A 25,795-nucleotide genomic window follows, 5' to 3' on the forward strand; every position below is an offset into this window, starting at 1 on the left:
GGAGCTGATTGGCTGTGCAGATGACGAAAAAAGGACCTGTCTATCAATTGACGTTCATGCCCCGTTTTTTCCCGGTGAATTGCTATGTGGTTGACGAAGGAACCGAATTGACTTTAGTGGATGCTGCCTTAAGCTTTAACGCGAAACAGATTTTATTGTCGATCAAAGTCATGAAAAAGCCGTTGACCCAAATCATCATCACTCATGCCCATCTCGACCATATGGGTGCGCTCGACGCTGTCAAACGCGAATGGCCGGACGCCAGCGTCAGCATGTCTTCACGTGATGCGCAGCTTTTGGCGGGCGACACCAGCTTGCTTCCCGGCGAACCCGATTCGCCGATTAAAGGCGGGGTTCCCACGAACATCGAAACACAGCCGGATCGGTTGCTGGAGGAAGGCGATCAGGTCGGCTCCCTGAAAGTGGTCAATACGCCTGGCCACACCCCCGGATCCATTTCGTTGCTGGACACACGCAACCGGTTTCTTCTAGCCGGCGATGCTTTTCAGACTCGCGGCGGCATTGCTGTGTCCGGAACATTCAAGGTACTGTTTCCTTTTCCGGCTTTTGCCACCTGGAACAAGCGGATCGCCCTCGAAAGCGCTCGGAAAATCCGGGATCTGAATCCACAGCTGCTGGCGGTCGGGCATGGTGGAATGATTGATAAACCGATGGATGCCATCGATTTTGCCATCTTTGAAAGCGAAAAAAGTTTTCAATAGAATTACTTCCACCATGCACGAAAAAACCGTTTGCCAGAAGAGTCTTCCCAGCAAACGGTTTTGCTATTTCAACTCTTTGCGGCCAACGCGCATCAGCATGACGGGTCTTGGCTCATCCAACACTTCGTCGACTTGCCGCGTCTTGCGGAATCCGGTTTTTTCATAAGCCCGGATGGCCACTGTATTCCGGACGTCCGGATCAGTAACACAGAATTGGATTTTTGAATCCGCAAAGATGACTTCTTTCAGGAATTTCTGGAGCACTTTGGAACCCAGGCCTTTATTGCGATAGGCTTTGGCGCCGATCAGCACATCCAGACCAGCTGCTTTTTGCAGCTCTTCGTATTTTTCGCAGCCGGGGTAATCACTCCACTGGTAGGTCTGGATATACCCGATCGGTGTTTCTTCATAATAGATGATATAGGGCTTTGTCGGATCTTTCCCCTTGATGCTATCTGTGAATTCCTGCACAAATTGCCCGTATGTCCCCCCTTGCGCATAACCCCAAAACCGGGTCGTCGGCGGCTCTTTAGTTATCCATTCATAAAGTTGCGGCAAATGTTCCCGCCGCAATCGCCGGAAGCTGATTTTCCTTATATCCAAATCCATCAAAACACCCCTTCCTTGTTGTGTTAGAGAACGGAAATCCATTCCCTTTATTCCACTGAATAAATAAAAGCCTATTGTTTGTTCGATTTATCTACAGGTACTTTCAGGATTTCGTCCAGGTGTTCCATCGGCAATGAAAAAATCGTCTCAACCGGTGCGTAATTTCCTGCCAGTCGGCCAATCGGCGCCAGCTTTTCCAAATTGATGCGGCCATTTTGATAAAGCTCATCTTTGATATGGAATTTAACCAATTTGCCGATCACCAGGTGGTCGTCTCCCAATCGGATGATGTCGTGCAATTGGCATTCCATATTGACGGGCGCTTCCAGCACACGCGGCACAGAAATTTCAATCGATTCAGCAGCCGTTAAACCTGCATATTCGAATTCATCAATTTCCCGGGGTAAATGTTCACCGCTTTTGGCCATTTCATTGGCCAGTCGAGCTGTCACGATATTAATGACGAATTCTCCGTTTTCTCGGATATTCTGCAGCGTATCCTTCACAGTGCCGGTACGCTCCTCCACACCTTCTCCAACAGAGAACGCCAGCATCGGTGGATTCCGCGATACAACCGTAAAAAAACTGAAGGGAGCTAAATTTGCGAGGCCATCGGAAGACATGGTGGACACCCAGGCGATCGGCCGAGGTACGACACTGCCGATCAAGAGTTTGTAATTCTGTTTTGCTGTCATATTCAACGGATCAATAATCATTTTACAGCCATCCCTTCGTCTTTCTCACTTGTACTTCTTTTCCCTTTCTGGCGGATTTTAAATCAGCTCTACTCACCATCAGTTCCCGGTGAATCCAATAATTCCATACCTTCGCTTTGCCCAATAAAACAATTTCTTATCGATACTTTCCACCTGTCATTTCCTTTGTCCAAAGACTATAATTTGGTTAAAGGCAAAGGAGGTAAACCCTATGGACACGGAGCAGAAACTGAAACAATGGCAACAGGCTGGATTGTTGGAGCAAGAAACTGCAGAACGGATTTTGGAATTCGAGAAGCATCAGCCCACTCCTAAAAAACTGCCGCTGCTTTTGATGATCGGTTTGGTTTTTCTATCCTTGGCGATCTTCAGTTTTGTTGCAGCGAATTGGCAGGCGATACCGGACTTGGCAAAAGTATTGCTGATGCTGGCTTTGATGTGGCTTTTCTACACCATCGCCCAATTCTCTGAGAAGAAAGCATTCGGCTCTCCCCTGCTTTTCAGGGTCATCGGTCTTGCAATGTTCGGCGCTGCATTGCTGACGGCTGCCCAGACGTTCCATTTCCCGCTGGCGAATTCCGTCTTGCCCTGGGCAATGTTTCTGGCAACGCTCGCCCATTATTTTTACTGGCGGCACCTGATCTATTCCTTCATCGGATTTTTCTTTGGCGCTCTTGTCCTGTTATCGTTCATGCCCGACATCGGATGGTTGGAATGGATCATTTTTATTGCTGTTGCAGTAGCCTGGTTTTATTTCAGCAAAGAACTCGCACCTGTTGCTTTCAGTTGGATCCTGTTGTTTGCTTCCGGATTCATGCTGTGGGGATTGGTCGACTATGACAGCGTCTTATGGCCGATTTGGACGTTGTTTGTGCTCGTCCTGCTCTTTCTTATCGTTCCTGAAACCAAGCAGCGAATAATTAGGCCGCTTTATCTGATTGCAGCAGGCATGCTGCTAGTGGTGTATTTAGCGATTCGCGGACAAACCTTCATCGCCTTGGTCGACAAAAGCCAATTAGGAGAAGCTATTGTTTTAGCAATTGCTGGTATCGGCGTGCTTCTTCTCAGCTTCTTTAAATTCCGTTCCCTCATGTGGGTTGCTGTCCCAGGCGTCATCGGATTGCTGCTCTTTGACGAAACGGCCATCGGTCTGGCAGTGGTTGCTGAATTGTCTGCCCTTGCTTACTTGATTATTGCGCAGCGGCAAAATGAATCCTTAGGATTAGGCTTCGTCTATTTCATCGTTGTCCAATTCGTCATTTACATCATTTACGCATGGGAACGGCTCGACATGTCCGTATTCTTCCTCATCGGTGCTTTGCTGTTATTCCTTCTGTCAGCGATAGCCTGGTGGATCAATCGTCGGAAAGAAGGTGCCACACCATGAAATCCTGGCTCTTCCCGATTCTCCAAACAGCAGTGGTCGTGATTTTACTTATCAGTTATTACGCAGCTTCCTGGTTCGGCGAACAATATGTCTTAAGGGCCGAACCTTATGATCCGTTCGATCCGTTTTATGGAGAATATGTACTGCTGCAGTATCCCGACTTGATATCGACAACCGTTACAGATGATGATTCGGTTTACTTTACTCTCAAAAAATCAACTGATGGCTATGCTGTCATCGACCGCCTTGAAACTGAACCCTTTTTCGGAGCTATTGAAGGATCTGTTTTTGGCGGCAGCGTCACGGCTCCCCAATTGGAACAATTCTATGTAGAACAAGGCTTAGGGCCGGACCTCGAATCAACGCGCAATCTTCAGGTGACTATCGATGTTTCCAGCTGGGGCACCATTCGCCCAGTCGACCTGCGGGAACGCTCAGAGTAAGGCCATAAAAAAAGTTCAATCAGAAAGCTGATTGAACTTTTTTATTCACTTGTCGATTTCTATTAGCCATCCGCTCCATAATACTGTGCATAAGCCGCGTCTTTTTGCACTTTGACATTATTGATCACTGCTCCAAGCAATCGGGCTTTAGTGGAAGCGTTAATCGCTTCTTTCGCTTTGATTGCGTGCTCTTTTTCTGTCCTGCCCGAATCTACCACCAGAATGGTGCCTTCGCATTTATTTGCTAAAATCACGCTATCGGCGACAGATAAAACCGGAGGCGTATCAAAAATCAGTAAATCATAAACATCCAACGCCTGCTCAAAAAGAATGTCCATGTTATGGGAGCTCAGCAGTTCTGCAGGGTTCGGCGGAATAGGTCCACAGGGCAAAAGGTCGAGATTTTCAATTTCAGCGGATTGGATTGCCACTTTCAAAGCAATTTGGCGGGACAATACATTGGATAATCCACGTGTATTAGTGATTTTGAACGTATGATGCATCGTGGGTTTTCTCATATCCGCATCGATGAACAGAACACGTTTACCTTCCTGGGCAAACACAATCGCTAAATTTGAAGCGGTAGTTGATTTGCCTTCCGAGTGAGAAGCGGAGGTGATGGCCAGCGACCGGATATCTCCATCAGGAGAAGAAAAGTGGATATTCGTCCGCAAAGTTCTGAACTGTTCCGATACACGTGATCTTGGATTGGTGAATGCGATCAATTTCCTGTTTTTCACTTCGGGTTTACTCTTCTTTTTAACCATCCACTTATGCCTCCCTGCGTTTAAAGGCAATCGGCTCATTGGCCGGAATGTCTTCTTCTTCGTTCATCGGTGAGATTGCACCTAGTACAGGAATCCCCAAAACATCCTGAATGTCCTTTTCGCCTCTGAGTGTCGTATCCAGATAGCGTAAAATCATCGCGATCGCTGCACCGACCAGAAGACCAACAATTGCGCCCAGCAAAATATTCAGTGGAGGATTTGGCGATACCGGTGTTTGGTTCTCCATGACAACAGCCGGTGACAAAATCGAAACATTGTCGACATTCATTAATTCCATAATTTCTGTTTCGAAAATTTGCGCGGTTTGGTTCGCGATTTCAACAGCTATTGCAAGGTCTGCATCCTCTACTATGATATTGAGCAGTTGAGAGCTTTCCGCAAATTCGACGGTCACTTTATCCCGCAACTCTTCATAGGATATGTCCAAGCCCATTTGGCTGATAACTTGTTCAAGTATCACCGGACTCGTTATGATTTCGCTGTATGTACCGACCAATTGCAAATCGGTTTCTATGCTTTGCGTGTCCAGCCCCGCTTCATTCTGCTGCTGACTGATCAGAAGTTGTGCAGATGTTTGATAGATGGGCGTAATCAGGTAATACGATATCAGTGCCGTGACGATCATGAATGCGATAGTAATCGCCAGAATCAAGCGAATCCGATTTTTAAAAATTAGATAAACTTCGCGCAGGCTGATGGTTTCTAACATTTCGCCATCCCTCCTTTCATTTACAAGCGCATTACCAACTTTAGGCGGCAGCACCTGATAGTAAATTTGAGTATTTCCTGAGATGGGTATCGACATTCTCCTCTATCCACTCAGCTATGGGACATCAATTTGAATGATTGATGTCCCATGTTTTGACCTATTGCCCATTGCCATCGGCGATCAATATATGTAAGTTCCATGTGCCGAATGCCCATGGATCAACTAATGATTGATCAAGTCACAACCGATCTAGTTTACCGATTCCTCATTTTCTTTCAATACGCATCTTTTGAACCGAACAGCACCAGTATCGTTTTGAATATCAGTTTGATGTCCATCATCGTATTCCGATTACGGATATAATCCAAATCCATCTCGACCCATTCCTGAAAACTGATGTTGCTTCTTCCGTTAACTTGCCAAAAACAAGTTAATCCGGGAGTTACGCTGATGCGCTGCTTTTCATAGTTCGTGTATTGTGCCACTTCGTCAGGCAAGGCGGGTCTTGGTCCGACTACGCTCATGTCCCCTTTCAGCACATTGACCAGCTGAGGCAATTCATCGATGCTTGTTTTTCTGATGAACTTCCCGATTTTTGTAATCCTTGGATCGCTTTTGATTTTGAACACCGGTCCTGATGCTTCATTCTGCTTTAGCAATGAGGCTTTCAGATCTTCTGCATTGCAGACCATGGATCGGAACTTATACATATCAAAGGTTCTGCCATGTTTGCCGACTCGTTTCTGCTTGAAGAATACTGGACCCTGAGGATCTTCCATTTTAATCATCAGGCCGACAATCAGGAACAGCGGAATTAACAGGATCAGCCCTACTAACGAACCGGCAATATCCAGAAAGCGTTTTGTATACAAATAACCATTGCTGGTATTGGTTTTTACACTTTCAAACACCATTTCGCTGTACCTTGTATTGATATTCATCTTTTCTTTTTCAGGAGCGGACACTGACATTTGAATCACCACTTTCATCTAAAATTCCTATTATTGATCAAATGGATGTTGCCTCAATCAATTTGGCTGCAGCAGGCCTGCCGATTGAATGATATTCGACACCATTGTTTTCCATCGCTTCTAACGTGAAACAATTTCTTCCGTCAATAACAAGTGGTTTCGCCATTTTGCTGAACACTGCCAGATCAACATTCTTGATTTCATCCCAATCGGTTAAGATCAACACAGCATCACTTCCCTCTATCGCTTGATCAATAGAGTCAGCATAGCGAATCAGCGGATTCAGTACTGATTTTGCATTGTTCATCGCAATCGGGTCATAGGCAATAACATCTGCTCCCTGCTTGATCAATTCCTCGGTAACCAGTATAGAAGCGGATTCCCGCATGTCATCTGTATTCGGTTTAAAAGCAAGACCCAGCACAGCAATTTTCTTACCGGAAATATCAGGAAGACAGTTGTTCAATTTGCCGATCAATATCCCTTGCTGCTTTTTATTGACATTGACCACGCCTTTCAGCAATTCAAACTCATATTCGACATTCCCCGCAATTTGTATCAAGGCTTTTGTGTCTTTTGGAAAACAAGATCCACCGTAGCCGATTCCCGCTTTCAGAAATTGGCTGCCGATTCGTTGATCCAGTCCCATACCTGTTGATACATTCTCTATATTGGCACCTAGTAATTCGCAGATATTGGAAATTTCATTGATAAAGCTGATTTTAGTCGCTAAAAATGCATTGGACGCATACTTGATCATCTCTGCACTTTTGATATCCGTTTTAAAGATGGGTATCCCGAATGGCTCGTTGATTTGTTCAATCACACGGAAGGCATGTTCGCTTTCAGCACCGATGACAATCCGGTCTCCATGAAACGAATCATGGATTGCGGAGCCTTCTTTCAGGAATTCAGGATTCGAGACGACCTCAACTTGCAGGCCCTGCTTTAAATGGGTTTGTATAATTTCTTTGATCAAGTCATTTGTACCAACGGGGACCGTGCTTTTTGTGACAACAATGACATTGCCCCCGACATTTTTTGCAATGTCTTTGGCTGCCTGGGCTATATAAGATAGATCTGCAGATCCATCCTTATTTTCCGGCGTCCCCACAGCGATATAGATGACATCTGCCCGCTGGAGCCCTTCCCGGTGAACCGTAGTGAAGCTTAAGCGCTGTTCATGGATATTTTTTGTCATCAATTCACTTAATCCTGGTTCATAGATGGGTGAGAGACCCTGCTGCATTTTTTCGACTTTGTCCTGATCGACATCAATACAGATTACCTGGTGGCCAATTTCAGACAAACTCACACCCGTTACCAATCCGACATATCCAGTTCCGATTACTGCTATATTCATACGGATGCCTCCAAATTAAAGTAGTTGTGCAGCTGATTTTTCAGCCATCAGTTCATTTATAATGCCTTCTACATCTTTGCCGAATTCAGGACTGTCCAAAGCGAATTCGATGGTTGTCCGCAAGAATCCAAGCATTTCGCCTACATCATAGCGTTTTCCTTCAAAATCGTAGGCGTAGACACTCTGTACCTCATTAAGCTTTTGAATGGCATCCGTCAACTGGATTTCCCCGCCGGCTCCGGCACTTTGAGTACCAAGGAAATCAAAAATTTCAGGGTCCAGAATATAGCGTCCCATAATCGCCAGATTCGAAGGAGCAGTTCCGGGTTTCGGCTTTTCTACAAAATTGCTGACCTGGTAACAACGCCCATCAACCGCACTCGGGTCGATGATCCCATATCGATGCGTTTCTTGATCAGGAACCTGCTGAACACCGATAATGGATGATTGCATTTTGTCGTATTGGTCAATCAATTGCTTTAAACAAGGTTTCTCCGCTTTTACGATGTCATCCCCCAACAGCACCGCAAATGGTTCGTTGCCGATAAACTTGCGTGCGCTCCAAACTGCATGTCCCAAACCTTTCGGCTCTTTTTGGCGGATATAATGGATTTCCACATTAGAGGTGTGCTGTACCTTTTCCAGAAGTTCGAACTTGCCCTTTTTGAACAGGTTGTCCTCCAGCTCAAAGTTCTTATCGAAATGATCTTCAATAGCCCGCTTGCCTTTACCGGTAACAATGATAATATCTTCGATGCCTGAAGCGATCGCTTCTTCCACAATGTATTGAATTGTCGGCTTGTCTACAATTGGCAGCATTTCTTTCGGCATAGCTTTTGTCACTGGAAGAAATCGGGTACCCAGACCAGCTGCCGGAATAATTGCCTTCGTCACTTTTTTCGCCATTTAATCCACCCGCCTTTAATTTTTTCGGGTCATCGATTCCTATCCTTTTTAATGGGTTCAAACCTGTTTTTTATCAAAAAACAGGTCCATTTGCACTCAACTCGTTAAATATTGTCCCATTGTAACATCGATAGTCCTCAAAATATAGTTTAATTATTGAGAATTTTTGAATTTAACGGAATAAATAGTCTTAAATGACTACTTTGATTCCTTCAAAAAGACTGAATCCCCATTTTTATATATTTTAATATTCTGATAATTTAAAGCGTAATTAAGTATGGGAAACGATCATCTCTAAATCTCCATCGATAAAATAATTCCCGATTGTCGCAGGAACTATGAAATTGTCCCCTTTTTTCACCGTTGATACACTTTCCTCCGTCACGATTTGACCCGTTCCATTAATGACACTGACTAAAAGAAAACCAGTCGTTGACGGCACTTCCACTTTTCCGCCGAGCATCCAGTGATAGACCGTGAAGTATTCTCCTTCCACCAAACGGGTTGACTCCAGATTATTCAACTGCTCCTTCAGATTATCCTGCGCAACTTGCTGATGCGGACAGGTCATGACCGCCATCGCCTCTTCCAGATGCAATTCACGTTTCTTGCCTTCCGGATCGACACGGTCGTAATCGTAAAGCCGGAACGTAATATCAGAGCTTTGCTGGGTTTCCAGAATCACGATGCCTTTTCCGATGGAATGCAGCGTCCCGCTCGGAACATAAACAAAATCACCTTTTTTCACTTTGATGCTTTGAAACAACTTTTGCCATTGCCTCTCGCTTACCAGCTGCTGAAATTCTTCACGTGACTGCGCTTGATGTCCGATAATGATTTCAGCGTCTTCTTCACAATCCAGAATATACCAACATTCCGTTTTGCCATACGGTTTGTGCGCAAGCTCTTTAGCGTAATGGTCATCCGGGTGCACCTGGACAGACAGCTGATCATTCGCATCCAGAATTTTCACCAGCAATGGAAAATCGCTGTCAGTTGATTCAGAACCGAATAGTTGAGGGTAATTCCGCCAAACCTCCAATAAGCTTTTCCCCTGCAGTTCGCCATTCATGACGATGGACGGTCCATTTTCATGCGCGGAGATGACCCACGCTTCCCCCGTCGTTTGAGAAGGAATATCGTAATCGAATAATTCCTGAAGTTTCCCTCCACCCCAAATTCGTTCTTGAAAAACCGGCTTTAAAAAAACGGGCTCCCTGTACATGAACTTCCCTCCCACCTTAGAAATGACAATCTATTATTCCAGGCACACCTTATTTCCCTCACTTTATCCGTGTCGAGCGTTCAATCTGACTTTACAGATCGCTTCGATTTCATCCCATTCATTTGAAGTGCGGTAAATGTCTTCTTCGATCAACTCACTGCCGGTTTGAACTTCGATGATTTCCATATTGGTCGTCGCTTTCAGGGTGTGTTTCGCTCCCAGCGGAATATGGATGACATCACCTGTTCTGACATGACTCAATTGATCATTGAAAACAAAAATTCCTTCCCCTTTGACAATGGTCCAAACCTCACTGCGTTTGTAATGCATCTGATAGCTGAGGTTTTTACCGGCATTTATACCGAGGCGCTTGATCAAAACCTCATTTCCTTCTGCGTACCGCGTATATTCCAGCACTCGGTACCAGCCCCATCTGCGTTCTTCGTACATCGGCCGGCTATTGAAACCTTCGACATACTCCTTCACTTTCGTGCTGGCATCCTTATCCGTCACCAAAATCCCATCCGGGCTCGCCGCCACCACCACATTATCCAAACCGAGCAAAGTTATCGGGATACCAAGTTCATTGACGATATGAGAATTTTCCACTCCCTTACCGATAATCCCTTTCCCAGTCACTTGAACCGCCATTTCTTCTGTCAATGTATTCCAAGTACCTAAATCCTTCCAATATCCGTCGTACGGCAAGGAGATGATATGCGACGCACGCTCGACCACTTCATAATCGAAGCTGTTTTTAGGCATTCGATGGTAGTTTCTCAGCAATTGGGAATATTCGACCGGCATCCCTCTTTGCTTCAATAGGTCGATGATGTAGCCCAACCTAAAAGCGAAGACCCCGCAATTCCATAGAGCATTTTGCTTAATCAATTCTTCCGCCTGCTGTTCCGTCGGTTTCTCTTTAAAGTAATCAACAGTCAAATAAGAATCATCCGATTTGTTATCCGGAATAATATAGCCATATTTCGCGGAAGGATAAGTTGGTTTTACACCCATCAAGGCCAAATCGGCTCCCGATTCAATTAAGGCATTCTCCAAATCCTGGACACGCCCGAAAAACCGGTTCTCAACATAAGGATCCACCGGCAACATGCCGACCACTTCATCCAATCCGCATTTCTGGACAGAATAAAGATAAACCGCAGCCAGTGCAATCGCAGGAAATGTATCTCTTCTTTCCGGTTCGGTGACCACGTGTACATCCTGCCCCAATTGCGATTTAATCATATCCACCTGTGAGCCGCTGGTGGCGATGATGGAATTTTCAGCCATCCCAGTTTCTTCAATCTGCTTCCAGACCCGTTGAACCATCGAAACTTTATTGCCATCCTCATCACTCAATACTTTCAGGAATTGCTTTGATCGTGCGTCATTGGAAAGTGGCCATAAGCGTTTCCCTGACCCTCCTGATAACAATACTAATCTCATCGTAAGCCCTCCTTCTCCATCTGCGATTCTAATTGGATGTTAGTTACTTATGCTCACCATTTTTAAAAACAGAGTAAATCCTTATAAATCATATAGGTAATTTATAACTGTTATAAAAATTAAGTAATCATATTTTCATATCATTCGAGAAAGGTATAACCGTATTATATATATAAATACCTAATAATTCAATATTATTTTCTAATTAATTAGAAATATCAGATATATTTACCTATTCTATATCCCGTACCGAATTAAATCAAGGCTTATTAGTTATTTTATTATTCTTATTTTTTAGAAATTAAAGACAATTTATTTTTTAATGGCTTTAGAGCTGTTCTTTAGAATTTTTTGTATGCTTACTGGAGAATCCAGGCACACAAAAACCGCTTCCGAAGAATCAGTTGATTCCACGGAAGCGATCTGTTATTTCAATGAAGTTATTTCATGGACGGCTCTCGGTCTGATAGCTGGTTTCCAGCTGTGGCGTGTCGCCTGCCACCGCCTGCAGGACATCCCGGTATTTATTGATGGAAGTATCCCTTGTCAGATTCGCTTCGAGATAAGCACGCCCTTTCAAGCCCATCGCTTTCAGTTCCTCCGGATCCAAAGTACGCAGATAATTGATCGCATGGACGACCCCCCGATAGTCTTGAGGCTCAATGACTACACCCGCTCCACTTTCAAAAATCAGGCGCTGCACCTCACTGCCCTGCTCGAGGACACCGAGAACCGGTTTTCCTGCCGCCATGACGCCATAGATTTTACTCGGCACAGAAACGCCTTTGATGCCTTTTTGATTGACGACCAAATGAACATCCGCTGCATTTAAAGAATACTTAAGAAATTCTTTTGGCTGATACGGCAGAAACTTGACGTTCTCCAGATTATTTTCTTCTGCATATGCCTCAATCCGCTGCTTGACCGCACCTTCCCCGATAAACAGGAAGACAATATCAGGCTGATCAGTAAATTCCTTGGACACTTGAATCAGGTTCTCCAAGTCGTAATAGAGCCCCAGATTCCCTGAATACATAACGATGAACTTATCCTGCAGCCCATGCATTTCCAGGAATTCACGGATGGCCGGTTCGTCTTTTTCAAGCGGCACGATGGCATGCTCATCTGTCCAATTGCTGATGACGGTGTGGCTCGGCACTTTTTTATCCACATAACGTCCCTTTAAAGTTTCAGCCATGTCTTCGCCAACCAGCAATACCTGGTCGGCGTAGCTGCAATTCAGTTTGTCGACAGCTTTAGCGATTTTGAAGACGGCCTGATTATTTGTATATGCCACAGCCTGCGCTTGTTCAGGATTAAAGTCATGGATGCTGTAGATATGCCGTGAACGTTTCAGCAGCTTGCCGATGGTTCCGATCAATCCGCCCAATACGGGTGGTTGGGAAATCGTAAAAATGACATCCGTCCCTTTTTCTTTCAATAAAGCGATATTCGCCAATACAAAATAAGATGAGATGTATTTAATCCGGCTGACTTTGGAGTTTTTATCCACCTCAGGCAGTTTGATCCGAACCACTTTGATGTTTTCCAAATAACCTTCTTCAAAAAGCTTTTTGCCGTGGTGGTTTTCACCAGCATATCCCGGCTGTGCTGCAATGACTGTAATATCGAAATCATTTTGAAGGCGCCCTGTCAGTTCGGTCATCAACTGGCTGGTCGCCGCAAGATCTGGATAAAAGTAGTTTATGACAAACGTAATCTTTTTTTTGCGTAGCATACGAGCCTTCCTTTCCCGGAAAAGGCGCAGAAAAATGCGCCATTTCCATTTAAAGTTCGTCGAAAATGGCTATCAAAGAATCAGTATATTTGTCTTCCGTATAATACTCTTCGAACGTTTCCCGACTCATTCTTCCCAGGCGCATACGTTCGGCGTCATCGTTCACCAGATTTTTAATAGCACCTTTGACGCCTTCCACTGTGGGATCAATGACGACACCGCAGTCTTTGATCAGCTCCGCGATGATTCCCCGATCAGAGGAGATGATCGGCAGACCCGCAGCCATCCCTTCAATAATGGACATTGGCTGGCCTTCGACTTTGTATTTGGTCGGCAGCGCCATCATATCCGATTCCAGGAAAAAGCGCTTTTTCTCTTCCCCCTGTTTGAGGCCATGGTATTGGATGCGCTGATCCATTTCATTCGCTGCAATATAACGCTTCACTTCTTGGAATTCGCTTTCATTTTGGATGCCACCGACCAGATCAAGGCGGAGATTATGCCCCTCTTGAATCAGCGCAGTAGTTGCTTTGATCAGCTCCACGTAGCCTTTTTCGAACATCAAGTTACTCAAATACAGAAGGGAAATCACCCCTTTTTCCTTACCTTGACCTACTTCACTTTTGAGAATGAAATCTGCAGGTATGCCATTGGATACCACTTCCACACGTTTCACATGGCCACGGTAATTGGGGGCTAGTTTTCCGCCCAGCACAATGCCGACGTCGATTTTCCTTAAGGCATTGACGATGAATTTCTGCGCGATCCCAGAAGTGGCGTCAATGGTACCGCCAAGATTATTGCCATGCAAATGAGTCACCACTTTTCCGCGTCCCAGCACTTTACAGGCTTGAATCATCACACAATCCCGCAACAACCCCATTTTTGTCTGGGATATGGAAATGTACAGAATCGGATTTTTCATAGCCAGCGACAAGAATCCGGAGTAAAGAATGGCAAAGGAATCCGTAAAAAGTTTATCGAAAGAAAGAGCTCCGGGATGTTCAAAATCCTTTCGGCTCAAATTGATTTTCTTCACCTTGTACCGCTGATGAAGTTTCTCGGATTTATATAAGGATTGCAGGGCGATGCTTTCACCCAATACAGGTGGGGGCAAAGGCCCGACAAAAATCAAATTGCCTTTTTTTGTTCCAGCCACGCGGATTCACCTCTCATTAATATGACATCTTGCCCAAAAATTCACAGACAAGGAGCAAGCACTTATGTGAACTGCCCACACTCAATGGGGATCAGTTGATTTCAACGCCGGCTTGTCCACTAATTCTTTTTCAAAAGATGCAATGACAAGATACAGGATGATGAAAATCGGCATGATGATGATCAGCGGCTTGATGTAATAGATATAGCCGTACCAGAACACCCTGGCAATGGTCAAAACAATCCAATAATAACCAAGCGCCATTCCCAAATTGCCGAAGAACTTCTTCAATAGGAATGCAGGGACGAATAGGACCGCATAGGTCACAAACGGCGCCACTATCAGCCCGATGATTTCGAAGTTCAAATAATATTCACCGTAGACGAACAATCCATAATTGGTATGGATGAGCTCAGCGACCAGATGGGCCGCCTGCGGACTCTGTGCTTCAATTCCAAAGAAAGACGGAATCAGCTGCGGAATATAGTCGATGAGCGTGTAGTAGTTGCCGTAGGTATGCGTCACTTCAATCGCCGCTGCTGTGGAATAGACCAGATCCTGGACTGTGGGGTAGTTGACCAGAATGGACACGGAGTCCAAGATCGCCTCCACATCAAAAACCAATCCCGAATGCCGGACCAACCCTAAATACGAAAATACCAATAGACCTCCAGCGATCAATGCAACATTTCTGAACGAAAATTTCGACTTGATGACATCCACTCTTTTTGAAGCGGTCAAAAGCAGATACAAAATCAACAGCAGACCTAAAATGTCGACTCTGGCATAATGGGACAGAAGCCAGAAAGGTACAAACAAGAGCGCAAATTTACGGATTGTACTGTTTTTGACCCCCATCAGCACAAAAAAATACGAAATGACGACAACCGAGTTCCAGGCGTTTCCGGGCAATAGGCTCGGCGACAGATCATGATAGGCTTTTCCCGGAAGATCCGGCAAATAAATGATGGAAGAAACAATGGCCAAGACACTGAAAAACCAAGTGGCCAATAAGCTTTGGACCGTACCTGAATAGAGGACCAGAATTTTGGCATCATAATTCCGATAAGCTTTATTGGTCACCCATAGCAGAATCGACCAGATGTAATAGAAAAACAAAGCACCGAATGCCAAAGTATAGAAATGCTTTTCGATCAGATGCGTACGATCGTTGAATAAGGGCTGAACTTCTCCAATTGGACCGAAGCCCAGAATACTGATGACCGGCAAAAATAACAGCACCAGAGAAAAAGTGGCAAAGCCCACCTTAAAGATGTAGAGGTCCATTATGAACTTAAAGGAAAAAATAATTAAAATGAATAGGTTCCATGGATCTTCGGTATTGAAAATCTGGCCTGCTCGAAGTAAATAATAGATTACCGAAATCCCAGTTAGTAGATTGACGATGATAAACAGGACTTTTTCAAATCGATCATCGGCCTCAATATGCTTTTCCATCGTCTCATTCCTTTATTTATAATTTCCTTCCCCGACCAGCAAAAGCTTGCCTATCCTGTGAACCCCAGTTTCAGGATGGAGTAGCTACAGATAACAGGTGGGATTTCCTGTTATTTTTTTTTGACTGTGTATAGAGGTATAATAATGTCTTCATATTCAAAAAAGTGGATAGGTAATAGAACATAAACTTTACTGATAGCCGGTCATCCCTAAAGCCTTCCGTAAGCACTTTTCTGGATAATCGAATCGTCTCTTTGTTTTGCCCGATAATCCCAGTCCGGAAAACGACTTTCCAAATCGTTAGGACAAAACGGTGAAAAGTCGATTTCTGTTGTTTTACGGCCAGGGCTTTGTACTTCTCAAAAATACTCAGATGCCCATTCAGCACCGACTTTTTATTGGTGGTGATGCGTTCCCCACTATGGTGATAAAACAACACCATATTATCTTTGACAAAATCGAATTTCGTCACTTGCGCCAGCCGTATGTACAAATCCCAATCCTGGCAACTTGGCAATCCGGCATCAAAACCTTGCACCTGGTCCAACACTTCTTTTCTCACCAATACGGATGATGTTGTGTCGATGCAATTGGACTCGAACAGTTTCGGCAGTATGTCCCCCCGATATTCAGGAACGATTTTACGGGTAGGCTGATTGTTTTCATTGACCACCTGCACTCCCGTATAAACCACTCCCACATCCGGTTGGCCTTCGAATTGCCCAAGCTGCTTTTCCAACTTTTGCGGAAGCCATTGGTCATCCGAATCCAAAAAACCGATAAAATTCCCCGTAGCCCGTTTGATTCCGGTATTTCTGGCTTCCGAACCACCTTTATTGATGTCATGCTTGAGATAGATGATCCGATCATCTTCCATCTCTTCGACGACTGACGCCGTATCATCTGTCGAAAAATCATCGATAATGATGATTTCGAAGTTTTGATGGCTTTGGTTTTTCAAGCTTTCCACTGCTTTTTTCAGCAATTCCGATCGATTATACGTCGGAATAATGACGCTGACTTTATCATTTAAGGTCACCATAAGAATTTATCCCCCCACCCGATAAGGAACCCGCTATGTTTAATACTCAGTGATGGCACTCTTCTCTTCTTTCAATAGATGACAATCATGCGTAACCATTATTTGCACAAGTTCTTCAAACGAAGTGGAAGTGGGATTCCATCCAAGCAAATTTTTCGCTTTTGTAGGGTCGCCTAATAATTGCTCGACTTCTGCCAAGCGGAAAAATTCCGGGTTCACTTCAACCACAACTTCCCCCGTTTTCGCGTTGATGCCTTTTTCGTCAATCCCTTCACCTTGCCATTCCACTTCGATTCCGGCATGTTTGAAAGCCAATGTCGCAAATTCGCGTACGGTATGCATCTCCCCGGTAGCAATGACGAAATCCTCCGGTGTTTCATGCTGCAGGATCAGCCACATGCACTCCACGTAATCTTTGGCATATCCCCAATCCCGCTTGGCATCCAAGTTGCCCAAAAGAATTTTATCCTGCTTGCCATTGGCGATTCGTGCAACCGCCATCGTGATTTTACGTGTGACGAAAGTTTCTCCGCGGCGCTCTGATTCGTGGTTGAACAGAATGCCGTTGACCGCAAACATATCATAGGATTCACGGTAGTTTTTCGTAATCCAGTAGCCGTATAATTTCGCTACGCCATAAGGGGAACGCGGATAAAATGGCGTTGTCTCCCTTTGCGGAACTTCCTGGACCTTGCCATAAAGTTCCGATGTGGATGCCTGGTAAATGCGCGTCTTTTTCTCCAATCCCAGAATACGGACCGCTTCCAGAATGCGCAAAGTTCCGATGCCATCCACATCCGCTGTATATTCAGGAGTCTCGAACGATACCTTCACATGGGACATCGCCGCCAGATTATAGATTTCATCCGGTTTGATTTCGCTGATCAAGCGGATGATATTGGAGGTATCGGTCATATCTCCATAATGGATATAAAAATTCTCGCTCGACTTTAATTCCTCAATATACAGATGCTCAATACGCCCGGTATTGAAGCTCGAACTTCGGCGAATGATGCCGTGCACTTCATAGCCTTTTTCCAATAAGAAATCCGATAGAAACGAACCGTCCTGTCCGTTAACGCCAGTGATCAATGCCTTCTTCATAATCTTCCCCCTCAATTCGTCAACATTGTATTTTTCTCTATATTTTCCAAAAACCATTGATAGGCCATTTCCAGCCCTTCATCCAACGGGATCTTCGCTTCCCAGCCGAGGCTTTTCAGACGGCTGACATCAACCAATTTACGAGGAGCTCCATCAGGCTTCGATGTGTTGAAGACGATTTCCCCATCATATCCAATTGTTTTCCCGATTTTCTCAGCCAACTCTTTGATGGAGATATCTCTGCCCATCCCAATATTGACCAAATCGTTTCCACTGTATGTGTTCATCAAATAAATCGCGGCATCCGCCAAATCATCGGAATACAGAAATTCACGCCTCGGCGTTCCAGTACCCCAAACTTCCACAGTAGGGGCATTGTTCAATTTAGCTTCATGAAATTTCCGGATCAATGCTGGCAGAACATGTGAACTGTTTAAATCGAAATTATCGTGCGGCCCATATAAATTGGTTGGCATGATGGAAATGAAATTCGTTCCATGCTGCCGGTTATAGGCCTGGCACATTTTAATGCCGGCAATTTTTGCAATTGCGTAAGCTTCGTTTGTTGGCTCAAGTTCGCCCGTCAATAAGGAATCCTCTCTCATTGGCTGCGCCGCCAATTTCGGATAGATGCATGTACTTCCCAGGAACAGCAATTTTTTGACATTGTGCTGGTGAGCGGCGTCGATGACATTTGTCTGAATCATCAAATTGTCCCGGATGAAATCTGCCGGGTAATCGTTGTTCGCCACGATCCCCCCCACTTTAGCAGCTGCCAGAAACACATAATCCGGCTGCTCTTCTTCAAAAAACGCATCTACCTGATTTCGCATGGTCAGGTCAAGCTCTTTACTGGTCCTAAATACAAGGTTCGTATAACCGTTTTCCTGTAAATTCCTCATAATTGCCGATCCTACCAGCCCACGATGGCCAGCAACGTAAATTTTCGAATCCAAATTCATAAATACCCCACCTTTTTTCAGCGTCTGCCATGTATAAATCCATGGATGCTGGTGTCTCTTTCATGCCCATGTACAGATAAGATAAATATAAAACCGAAAATTCGCCAATGTACCCAAGACTATATGCTTATTATCCGATTTTATTTTTCCATTCTACCATAGAATAGTCTAAATATTTCATATTATTTTGATTATTCGATAATTAATGTGATTCAGAGGTATTCTACCCGGTTGAATTCAGCTTTTCTGTACTTTTCTGCATCGCTTCACCCTTCTTTAACTGCTGTTCTTTTTTGAAAAAAACCCTTCATTTCCGCTACCAGTTCCCGTTGATTCAGAATCATCAGCATTCCGTAGACCAGCATGCCGATACTGGCGTCGATGACAATGATTCCAACTGGTCCAATCCCTGTTAACTGGGCATTGATGATATACAGAGGAGCCAGCATAATTGCTGAGTGGATCATCGGCTTGGCGATCGATAACGTCAATTCACCTAAACTGTCTCCGATGATATGGCGGATCCGAACAAAATAGCTGACATAGAACAGCAGCATCCTCAGCAGGCCGACCGCCAATGCCACGACGACGATTTCACCCGATAAGCTGGCAAGAAAAACGACGACCGGAATGATAGCCAGTTGAACCAATTGCCAATAGAAGCTCCATCTCACCTTCCCGACAGCAATGAATAAGCTGCCGCTCGGATTACCCAATGCTTTAAACAAACCATAGAGACAGAGGATTTGGATGATGATGATGCTCTCCGACCAATCCGTCCCCAGCATAAGTGGCACAGCATACGGAGCCAGCACAATTACTCCCGCGAGCAGCGGTGCGTTGAAGCTGGTCAGCATATTGGTGATCAGCAGATACGCTCTGCGCAATTTGGCACTGTCCAGTTGGATTTTCGAGAATACCGGAAACGCTACCCGGTTAATCATGGAATTCAGTTTTTGGACCGGCTGCATTATAAGATTCATGGCCATGCTGTAATAGCCGAGCGCCACAGAGCCCAGGGTGATCCCAATGATCACCTGATCAATTTTCGTGGTGAAATAATTGATGCTCGTGGAGCCAAGCCGGTACATGCCAAATGATACGAATCCTTTAATGGCTCTCCACGAGAAAACGAGTTGCGGTCTGGTTTCCGGATTCCGATAGCCGCCGATTACCCAGGGAACACTTCTGAACAGCGACATGACGATATGTCCATATACCAGCGACCAGGCACCGAGATCAGTGAAGGCTGCCAGGTAAATGGTCAACAACACACCGATTGTCGTCGCCAGAATTTCATTTTTAGTGATTTGGGCGAATTCCAACTTTTTCGTGGCGAGTGTCTGAAACTGCAGCCCGAACGGCAGGATCAGAAAGCTGATGCCGACCACTTGAATCATCGGTGTCAGACTGGCTTCATCAAACAACATCGCAATCACAGGAGCCGCCCCTAAAAGAATAAGAAACAACACCATTCCCACGAAAATAGAAAACCAATACAGGCTGGAGAGCTCGAGTTTGGTGATTTTCTCTTTTTGGATGATGGCGTCCGTGATGCCCATTTCCAGGAACAGCTGCGAAAACTGGATGACGATCTGTACCATGGCGATCAGCCCAAAAACTGCTGGTCCCAGAACCCTGCCCAAAATCAGCAATTGGCCGATCTGCAGGATGCTGGTAACGAGCATTGATATTGAAGTGAGTTTCACGCTGCTCACTGCTTGATTTTTCAAAGATGCCATAGGCCATTCCTCTAATCGCGTTTAATATAGAATCTTTTTCCACATATTCCGTCGCTGCTTGGGGAATATTCCGTACGGCCTGTCTTCTGTAAAGTCTTCCGGAAATCCATTTAAATCAAACGAATCACGGACATTCGGCGGCCGCTCCTTGTATTGATACAGGAACTCGAAATCAATGACTTTCAGTCCTTCAGATGTCAGCAGGATATTTCCCGGATGGAAATCGATCAGCGCATACCCTTTGTTATAGAAGAATTCATTGATGCTGAAAATCTCCTGTTTATGCTTCCGTTTCAGAATCTGCTTTTTGATGTGCCAGCTTTCCGTCACTCTATTGGTCTTGAGGTAAGGAACAATGATGTAATTTTCACCGCTGTCGATCAGTTTGGGAATGAACTCACATTCCTTGCTCAATTCACCGTAGACGAACTTCTCACGTTCCAAAAACCGCTGTTTTCCTGCCTTATAGGTTTTTTTCACCGCCTTTTGCCCTTTGTATTCAATGATTTCAACTTTGGCCCGCCGCTTTTTCTCAGATACATCCGCAATGACTTTCTCACGCGTCCGGTAAGCATTGTCCCATTCAGTGACGATGCTTCGAACTTCCTGCAGGAGATCCGGAGCGACAGCGGCAATGTAATCCAAAGCCTCGATTTCGTCATCGGCACTGTGCAGCGGATTAGCTCGTTCTTCTTTCGACAAGCTGAAATTAATTTCTGACCGCAGCTGCTCTTTCAATAAATAATGCTCATTCGAGACATGCGGGTATTTTTTCTTCATTTTTGCGTTCAGCGGTTTCGGGTGATAATCATACATGACCAGCAAAGTGGACGGTTTTCCGCCACTCACCGGCCATGGACCTTGACCCCAATTCCCGCCCCGCATGCTTTGGGCGGCGTTTCTTTTCTGCTCCTCATCAAGACGGACCGCCTGGATAAGGCATAAGCCATTCCGTTCGAACCAGTCCGTGATTTTCCCCGTCAGCTGGCGTTCCTCTGCCCATTCCCGAACCACAAACACCATCAATTCTCCGTCTTTTTCGAAATTGTGTTCACTCGATTTGATGATGGACTCCAACCAATATCCGCTGACGCCGATCAGTTTCCGAATAGTGTCTGTAGAAGGCGCCCACCCTTCATCTTCCAGGACGTGATGGAAGGATTCCAGGCTGATTTCTTCGAGTGAAGTACCGGTTTCACCAGCCAGCTTTTGAAGGATCCCGGGGTAATCATGGTCTTGCGGAATCTTCTTGACGATGCCTCCTGTTTTTGCCGGAATTCCGGATTTCTCACCTTTGTGGTAAACCGCGTGGTACATCAGGCTAAGAAAGTAATGGCGTTTAGACGGTATGAAGTACTTGCTGTTCCACAATTCCCGTTGGTCCAATATCGTTTCAGCAATATACGGTGGATAATAGGCGATATTCTTAAAGTTGCTGCCTGGCAGACCGCCTGCACTATAAATATCAAACGGCAAGATGCCGACCTTTTCATTCAATAGATCCCGCACCTTTTCAATATGTTCGTCTGAAATCAACAGATCCACGTCTTCGTCCAGATCAAGAAAAGGCAGTTCATCAAACCAGCGCAGAATCACATAATCGAGTTTCCGTTCGTTGAGAAGCCCGAAAAATTTTTCGAGGCCAAGCTCGGGCGACAGGTATTGGCGCGCCGCCTTTTCTTTTTGGTGATCCCGCTTGAAGACGATGCCAGTCCGGGCTTTCCCGGAAGTGTCGGAAAACGTTTCAAAATGGAAATTCCATTTTTTCTTTCTGGCCAGTTTATATGCCCAAAGCGGGAGGAAGCTGGCGCGATCAATGATTCTGGACGGGATGAAAAGAATCAAATCCGCTGAAGAATGGAAAGCATTTTTCAAATCCAGAAAGTCGGCTTTATTGATGACCAGCACTTCTGCATTGTTTTTATAGGTCAATGTCTTTTCATTTGCGTAGTACAGATCGGCATCCTTGCCCTGTTTTGGCTCATCTGTACAGATTCCAAGAAAATTAGTGTAGCCCGAAGCTGCCAGCTGCTTTTTCAGACTGCTGGTTTCAGCATTGTATTCCAATATTTTCACTGCTTGGTTGCTAGGATATGAATCCTTTATATATCCACTGATTGTCTGCTGATTTGCCATCACCCAATTCCCCCTTGCCCATTCGCGTACCAGACAGGACGCGGCTTCTTATTTCCGCGCATATTGCCTGTCAAAATACTGCTGATATTCGCCGCTGATGATTTGCTCCCACCATTCCTTGTTTTCCAGAAACCAGTCGACTGTTTGAGCGATGCCGGTTTCAAAATCATAGACCGGACGCCAGCCCAGCCTCTCGATTTTCGACGGATCAATGGCGTACCGCTTGTCATGGCCAAGGCGATCTTCAACAAACTCGATCAAATCTTCTGATTTTCCTAAAGCCTCGATGATGGTGCGCACCACTTGGAGATTGGTCCGTTCGTTATGGCCGCCGATATTGTAGACGCCGCCGATTTCACCGCTGTGCATAACCAGATCGATTGCCGAACAATGATCCAGGACATGCAGCCAGTCGCGGACGTTTTTACCGTCCCCGTAAACCGGCACCTTCTGGTCATTCAAGACGCGCGAAATCGTCAACGGGATCAGCTTCTCCGGGAAATGGTAAGGACCATAATTATTGGAGCAACGCGTGATATTGACTGGCAAGCCGTATGTTTCGTAATAGGCCCTGACCAACAGATCCGAGGATGCTTTACTGGCGCTGTAGGGGCTGTTCGGCTGCAGCGGCGTTTCTTCCGTAAAGAAGCTTGCCGGGTCAAAATCCAGTTCACCATATACTTCGTCGGTTGAGACATGGACAAATTTCTTGATGTTCGCTCCTTTAGCGGCATCCAGCAACACTTGTGTCCCCAGAACATTGGTCCGGATAAAAATCTCCGGATCCGTAATCGACCGGTCGACATGGCTTTCCGCTGCAAAATGGACGACATAATCGAAATTCACCTGCTCAAACAATTCATTGACCGCCTCGCGGTCAGCGATATCGATATGGACAAAGCTGTAATTCTCATTGGATTCGATCTTTTGATGCTTCGTCAGATCCCCTGCATAAGTCAGCAGATCCAGATTATAAATATGATAATGCGGATATTTGTCGGTCATATACTGGACAAAATTCCCTCCAATAAATCCCGCTCCGCCGGTTACAAGTAGTTTTTTCATAGGGTGCCCCTTTTATGAGTTATTGGTCAATAATGATTTCTCGGAAGCGATGTCAAGCAGGTACTTGCCGTAATCGGTCTTTTTCAAAGACTGCGCCAATTCAATCAACTGCGCTTGGCTGATATAACCTCTCCGGTAGGCGATTTCCTCAAGGCAGGCAACATACAGGCCCTGTCTTTTTTGGATAGCTTCCACGAAATTCGAGGCTTCCAGCAAAGCTTCATGCGTCCCCGTATCCAGCCACGCCAACCCACGTCCCATGATATTGACCTGCAATTCCCCTCTATTCTTGTATTCCTCAACAATGGAAGTAATCTCTTTTTCTCCACGCTTTGAAGGGGCCACGCCTTTAGCAATTTCAACCACTTGATTGTCGAAGAAATAAAGGCCTGGAATCGCATAGGACGACTTCGGCTGCTCCGGCTTTTCTTCAATAGAAAGAATGTTCATTTCTTCATCCACTTCCACAACACCATAAGCTCTCGGATCTGCAACATGACAGCCGAAAATGATACTCCCTTTTGTCAGCTCGGCTGATTCCTGCAGCCGGCTACCGAAATCCGATCCATAAAAGACATTATCGCCCAGCACCAGCGCAACAGGTGAATCCCCAATAAAGCTTTCGCCGATCGTAAAGGCTTCGGCCAATCCATTAGGTTCTTCCTGGATGGCATATTCCAGTTTGATGCCCAGCTTTTGGCCATTTCCCAGCAGGCTCAAAAATCCGGAAATATCTCTTGGTGTTGAAATGATGAGAATTTCCTTGATTCCGGCAAGCATCAGGACTGACAGCGGATAGTAGATCATCGGTTTATCGTATACAGGCAGCATTTGCTTTGAAATCGATTTGGTCAACGGGTAAAGGCGTGTCCCCGTTCCACCAGCTAAAATAATCCCTTTCATCATAAATCCCTCATTTCTTATAGTTGAGATAGGCTTTTCTGATTTACATGCAGTTCCCGAATGATTCCGCAGATGGCTTTGACGGATTCGATCGGCAGGTCTCCGTAATAAGGCATCGCCAATACTTGCTGAACAGCCTGTTTCGCATGCGGCAGGTTTTCTCCCTGCGCTGACGGCAATTCACTGTACCATTCAAAATCGCTGCATAAAGGATAGAAATACTTTCTCGCAAATACATTGTATTTCTGGAGCTCCTGATGGACGAGGTCCCGCGACTGGCCGAATTCCTCTTCATTGATTTCAATCACAAAATACTGATAGCTGCTGGATTCATCCTCAAGTGTCGTCAAAACCCGGACGCCATCTATATCCGCTAGGTTTTCTTCGTAGGTTTTTTTGATTGCATGGCGCTTCCTGCGTTCTTCCCCTATCACCTTCAGCACTTCGATTCCGACGCCCGCCTGGACTTCATTCATCTTGGCATTCAAGCCAGACAGTACCACTTCCTCAGCATTGGCAATCCCGAAATTCCGCAACAGGTCCAGTTGTCTATCGAGCGCGGGATCGCTGTAGGCCAATGCCCCGCCTTCAATCGTATTGAACAGCTTTGTCGCATGAAAACTGAACATCGTCATATCGCCGAAACTGCTGACGGGCACGCCGTTTATCTTGGATCCAAAGGCATGCGCCCCGTCATAAATCACTTTCAACCCATGCTTATCGGCGATCGCCTGTATCTTTTCCACATCGCATGGGTTGCCGAATACATGGACACCGAGGATGGCAGTTGTTTTTTCGGTGATCAATGCTTCGATTTTATCGGCATCGATATTGAAATTCACTGGATCGATATCGCAAAACACCGGCGTCAGATTATTCCAATCAAGCGCCTGCACCGTAGCAGGGAATGTGAATGGCGTCGTGATGACTTCGCCCGTCAGCTTTAAAGCTTTCAAGCCCAACAGCAAAGCCATGGTCCCATTGGAAAAAATGGATATATGGTCGGTTTCCAAGTATTCTTTCAGGTGTTGGCTCAATTCATCATGCTGCGCGCCGAAATTCGTCAATTGCTTGCTGTCCCACACTTTTTTCATACGTTCCGTGACACCAGTGATGTCCGGCAATAGCGGACGTGTGACATAAATCGGTTGTTCAAAAGCTTTAGCCATTACATTCCCTCCCAAAGTATGGATCCATT

Annotated in this window: 23 protein-coding genes; 3 read left to right on the forward strand and 20 right to left on the reverse strand. The window is 45.4% G+C overall.

The window, feature by feature from the left end:
• Positions 1–14 precede the first annotated feature (14 nt).
• Entirely contained in the window at positions 15–722 is a 708-nt protein-coding gene (locus Q0785_RS06310; RefSeq protein WP_298827165.1) for an MBL fold metallo-hydrolase, read from the forward strand.
• 63 nt (positions 723–785) lie between these two features.
• Here the strand turns inward: Q0785_RS06310 and Q0785_RS06315 are convergent, their stop codons facing one another.
• Positions 786–1,331 carry a GNAT family N-acetyltransferase gene (locus Q0785_RS06315; protein WP_298827167.1) on the reverse strand — a complete coding sequence of 182 codons (546 nt, stop codon included), beginning with the start codon at positions 1,329–1,331 and terminating at the stop codon, positions 786–788.
• 71 nt (positions 1,332–1,402) lie between these two features.
• Positions 1,403–2,047: a flavin reductase family protein gene (locus Q0785_RS06320; RefSeq protein WP_298827170.1), complete on the reverse strand. Its 645-nt coding sequence runs from the start codon at positions 2,045–2,047 to the stop codon at positions 1,403–1,405.
• Positions 2,048–2,258: 211 nt separating this feature from the next.
• On the opposite strand from Q0785_RS06320, the gene Q0785_RS06325 reads away from it, so the two are divergent.
• Positions 2,259–3,434 (forward strand): DUF2157 domain-containing protein, encoded by a 1,176-nt coding sequence (locus tag Q0785_RS06325; protein WP_298827173.1) that lies wholly within the window; start codon positions 2,259–2,261, stop codon positions 3,432–3,434.
• On the forward strand, positions 3,431–3,877 hold the full coding sequence (locus tag Q0785_RS06330) for a GDYXXLXY domain-containing protein (RefSeq protein WP_298827176.1): 447 nt from the start codon (positions 3,431–3,433) through the stop codon (positions 3,875–3,877). The genes Q0785_RS06325 and Q0785_RS06330 overlap by 4 nt, the downstream gene beginning before the upstream one ends.
• A gap of 62 nt (positions 3,878–3,939) precedes the next feature.
• Here the strand turns inward: Q0785_RS06330 and Q0785_RS06335 are convergent, their stop codons facing one another.
• From Q0785_RS06335 to Q0785_RS06420, 18 genes are all read right to left on the reverse strand, one after another.
• Positions 3,940–4,644, reverse strand: coding sequence for a CpsD/CapB family tyrosine-protein kinase (locus Q0785_RS06335; RefSeq protein WP_298827179.1), 705 nt, complete (start codon positions 4,642–4,644; stop codon positions 3,940–3,942).
• Positions 4,645–4,648: 4 nt separating this feature from the next.
• Positions 4,649–5,374, reverse strand: a complete 726-nt coding sequence (locus tag Q0785_RS06340) for a Wzz/FepE/Etk N-terminal domain-containing protein (protein WP_298827184.1) — start codon at positions 5,372–5,374, stop codon at positions 4,649–4,651.
• Between the two features lie 275 nt (positions 5,375–5,649).
• On the reverse strand, positions 5,650–6,363 hold the full coding sequence (locus Q0785_RS06345; RefSeq protein ID WP_298827187.1) for a sugar transferase: 714 nt from the start codon (positions 6,361–6,363) through the stop codon (positions 5,650–5,652).
• Between the two features lie 19 nt (positions 6,364–6,382).
• A complete protein-coding gene (locus tag Q0785_RS06350) occupies positions 6,383–7,708 on the reverse strand; it encodes a UDP-glucose/GDP-mannose dehydrogenase family protein (protein ID WP_298827190.1) in 1,326 nt (441 codons plus the stop codon).
• 15 nt (positions 7,709–7,723) lie between these two features.
• A complete protein-coding gene (galU, locus tag Q0785_RS06355) occupies positions 7,724–8,614 on the reverse strand; it encodes a UTP--glucose-1-phosphate uridylyltransferase GalU (RefSeq protein WP_298827193.1) in 891 nt (296 codons plus the stop codon).
• Between the two features lie 271 nt (positions 8,615–8,885).
• Entirely contained in the window at positions 8,886–9,839 is a 954-nt protein-coding gene (manA, locus tag Q0785_RS06360) for a mannose-6-phosphate isomerase, class I (RefSeq protein WP_298827196.1), read from the reverse strand.
• 63 nt (positions 9,840–9,902) lie between these two features.
• Positions 9,903–11,288 (reverse strand): sugar phosphate nucleotidyltransferase, encoded by a 1,386-nt coding sequence (locus Q0785_RS06365; RefSeq protein WP_298827199.1) that lies wholly within the window; start codon positions 11,286–11,288, stop codon positions 9,903–9,905.
• Positions 11,289–11,733: 445 nt separating this feature from the next.
• Positions 11,734–13,026: a glycosyltransferase family 4 protein gene (locus Q0785_RS06370; protein ID WP_298827202.1), complete on the reverse strand. Its 1,293-nt coding sequence runs from the start codon at positions 13,024–13,026 to the stop codon at positions 11,734–11,736.
• 49 nt (positions 13,027–13,075) lie between these two features.
• Positions 13,076–14,185: a glycosyltransferase family 4 protein gene (locus Q0785_RS06375; protein WP_298827205.1), complete on the reverse strand. Its 1,110-nt coding sequence runs from the start codon at positions 14,183–14,185 to the stop codon at positions 13,076–13,078.
• Positions 14,186–14,266: 81 nt separating this feature from the next.
• Entirely contained in the window at positions 14,267–15,643 is a 1,377-nt protein-coding gene (locus tag Q0785_RS06380; protein ID WP_298827208.1) for a hypothetical protein, read from the reverse strand.
• 70 nt (positions 15,644–15,713) lie between these two features.
• Positions 15,714–16,685, reverse strand: a complete 972-nt coding sequence (locus Q0785_RS06385; protein WP_298827210.1) for a glycosyltransferase family 2 protein — start codon at positions 16,683–16,685, stop codon at positions 15,714–15,716.
• A 39-nt stretch (positions 16,686–16,724) separates the two neighbouring features.
• On the reverse strand, positions 16,725–17,789 hold the full coding sequence (gmd, locus tag Q0785_RS06390; RefSeq protein WP_298827213.1) for a GDP-mannose 4,6-dehydratase: 1,065 nt from the start codon (positions 17,787–17,789) through the stop codon (positions 16,725–16,727).
• Between the two features lie 11 nt (positions 17,790–17,800).
• Positions 17,801–18,751: a GDP-L-fucose synthase gene (locus Q0785_RS06395; RefSeq protein WP_298827215.1), complete on the reverse strand. Its 951-nt coding sequence runs from the start codon at positions 18,749–18,751 to the stop codon at positions 17,801–17,803.
• Positions 18,752–19,017: 266 nt separating this feature from the next.
• Positions 19,018–20,493 carry an MOP flippase family protein gene (locus Q0785_RS06400; protein ID WP_298827218.1) on the reverse strand — a complete coding sequence of 492 codons (1,476 nt, stop codon included), beginning with the start codon at positions 20,491–20,493 and terminating at the stop codon, positions 19,018–19,020.
• A 21-nt stretch (positions 20,494–20,514) separates the two neighbouring features.
• Positions 20,515–22,629, reverse strand: a complete 2,115-nt coding sequence (locus tag Q0785_RS06405; RefSeq protein WP_298827220.1) for a hypothetical protein — start codon at positions 22,627–22,629, stop codon at positions 20,515–20,517.
• A 48-nt stretch (positions 22,630–22,677) separates the two neighbouring features.
• Positions 22,678–23,694, reverse strand: a complete 1,017-nt coding sequence (gene rfbB, locus Q0785_RS06410) for a dTDP-glucose 4,6-dehydratase (protein WP_298827223.1) — start codon at positions 23,692–23,694, stop codon at positions 22,678–22,680.
• 12 nt (positions 23,695–23,706) lie between these two features.
• A complete protein-coding gene (gene rfbA / locus Q0785_RS06415; protein WP_298827226.1) occupies positions 23,707–24,597 on the reverse strand; it encodes a glucose-1-phosphate thymidylyltransferase RfbA in 891 nt (296 codons plus the stop codon).
• A gap of 17 nt (positions 24,598–24,614) precedes the next feature.
• Positions 24,615–25,766, reverse strand: coding sequence for a DegT/DnrJ/EryC1/StrS family aminotransferase (locus Q0785_RS06420; protein ID WP_298827228.1), 1,152 nt, complete (start codon positions 25,764–25,766; stop codon positions 24,615–24,617).
• Between the last annotated feature and the right edge of the window lie 29 nt (positions 25,767–25,795).

The sequence above is a fragment of the uncultured Planococcus sp. genome (genome assembly GCF_947501725.1).
In the GTDB taxonomy this organism is placed as follows: Bacteria; Bacillota; Bacilli; order Bacillales_A; family Planococcaceae; genus Planococcus; species Planococcus donghaensis_C.

Bases quoted from the DNA above. Each gene is read 5' to 3' on its own strand.
- Q0785_RS06315 (WP_298827167.1), bottom strand. From the start codon at position 1,331: ATGGATTTGGATATAAGGAAAATCAGCTTCCGGCGATTGCGGCGGGAA.
- Q0785_RS06320 (WP_298827170.1), bottom strand. From the start codon at position 2,047: ATGATTATTGATCCGTTGAATATGACAGCAAAACAGAATTACAAACTC.
- Q0785_RS06325 (WP_298827173.1), top strand. From the start codon at position 2,259: ATGGACACGGAGCAGAAACTGAAACAATGGCAACAGGCTGGATTGTTG.
- Q0785_RS06330 (WP_298827176.1), top strand. From the start codon at position 3,431: ATGAAATCCTGGCTCTTCCCGATTCTCCAAACAGCAGTGGTCGTGATT.
- Q0785_RS06335 (WP_298827179.1), bottom strand. From the start codon at position 4,644: ATGGTTAAAAAGAAGAGTAAACCCGAAGTGAAAAACAGGAAATTGATC.
- Q0785_RS06340 (WP_298827184.1), bottom strand. From the start codon at position 5,374: ATGTTAGAAACCATCAGCCTGCGCGAAGTTTATCTAATTTTTAAAAAT.
- Q0785_RS06345 (WP_298827187.1), bottom strand. From the start codon at position 6,363: ATGAAAGTGGTGATTCAAATGTCAGTGTCCGCTCCTGAAAAAGAAAAG.
- Q0785_RS06350 (WP_298827190.1), bottom strand. From the start codon at position 7,708: ATGAATATAGCAGTAATCGGAACTGGATATGTCGGATTGGTAACGGGT.
- galU (WP_298827193.1), bottom strand. From the start codon at position 8,614: ATGGCGAAAAAAGTGACGAAGGCAATTATTCCGGCAGCTGGTCTGGGT.
- manA (WP_298827196.1), bottom strand. From the start codon at position 9,839: ATGTACAGGGAGCCCGTTTTTTTAAAGCCGGTTTTTCAAGAACGAATT.
- Q0785_RS06365 (WP_298827199.1), bottom strand. From the start codon at position 11,288: ATGAGATTAGTATTGTTATCAGGAGGGTCAGGGAAACGCTTATGGCCA.
- Q0785_RS06370 (WP_298827202.1), bottom strand. From the start codon at position 13,026: ATGCTACGCAAAAAAAAGATTACGTTTGTCATAAACTACTTTTATCCA.
- Q0785_RS06380 (WP_298827208.1), bottom strand. From the start codon at position 15,643: ATGGAAAAGCATATTGAGGCCGATGATCGATTTGAAAAAGTCCTGTTT.
- Q0785_RS06385 (WP_298827210.1), bottom strand. From the start codon at position 16,685: ATGGTGACCTTAAATGATAAAGTCAGCGTCATTATTCCGACGTATAAT.
- gmd (WP_298827213.1), bottom strand. From the start codon at position 17,789: ATGAAGAAGGCATTGATCACTGGCGTTAACGGACAGGACGGTTCGTTT.
- Q0785_RS06395 (WP_298827215.1), bottom strand. From the start codon at position 18,751: ATGAATTTGGATTCGAAAATTTACGTTGCTGGCCATCGTGGGCTGGTA.
- Q0785_RS06400 (WP_298827218.1), bottom strand. From the start codon at position 20,493: ATGGCATCTTTGAAAAATCAAGCAGTGAGCAGCGTGAAACTCACTTCA.
- Q0785_RS06405 (WP_298827220.1), bottom strand. From the start codon at position 22,629: ATGGCAAATCAGCAGACAATCAGTGGATATATAAAGGATTCATATCCT.
- rfbB (WP_298827223.1), bottom strand. From the start codon at position 23,694: ATGAAAAAACTACTTGTAACCGGCGGAGCGGGATTTATTGGAGGGAAT.
- rfbA (WP_298827226.1), bottom strand. From the start codon at position 24,597: ATGAAAGGGATTATTTTAGCTGGTGGAACGGGGACACGCCTTTACCCG.
- Q0785_RS06420 (WP_298827228.1), bottom strand. From the start codon at position 25,766: ATGGCTAAAGCTTTTGAACAACCGATTTATGTCACACGTCCGCTATTG.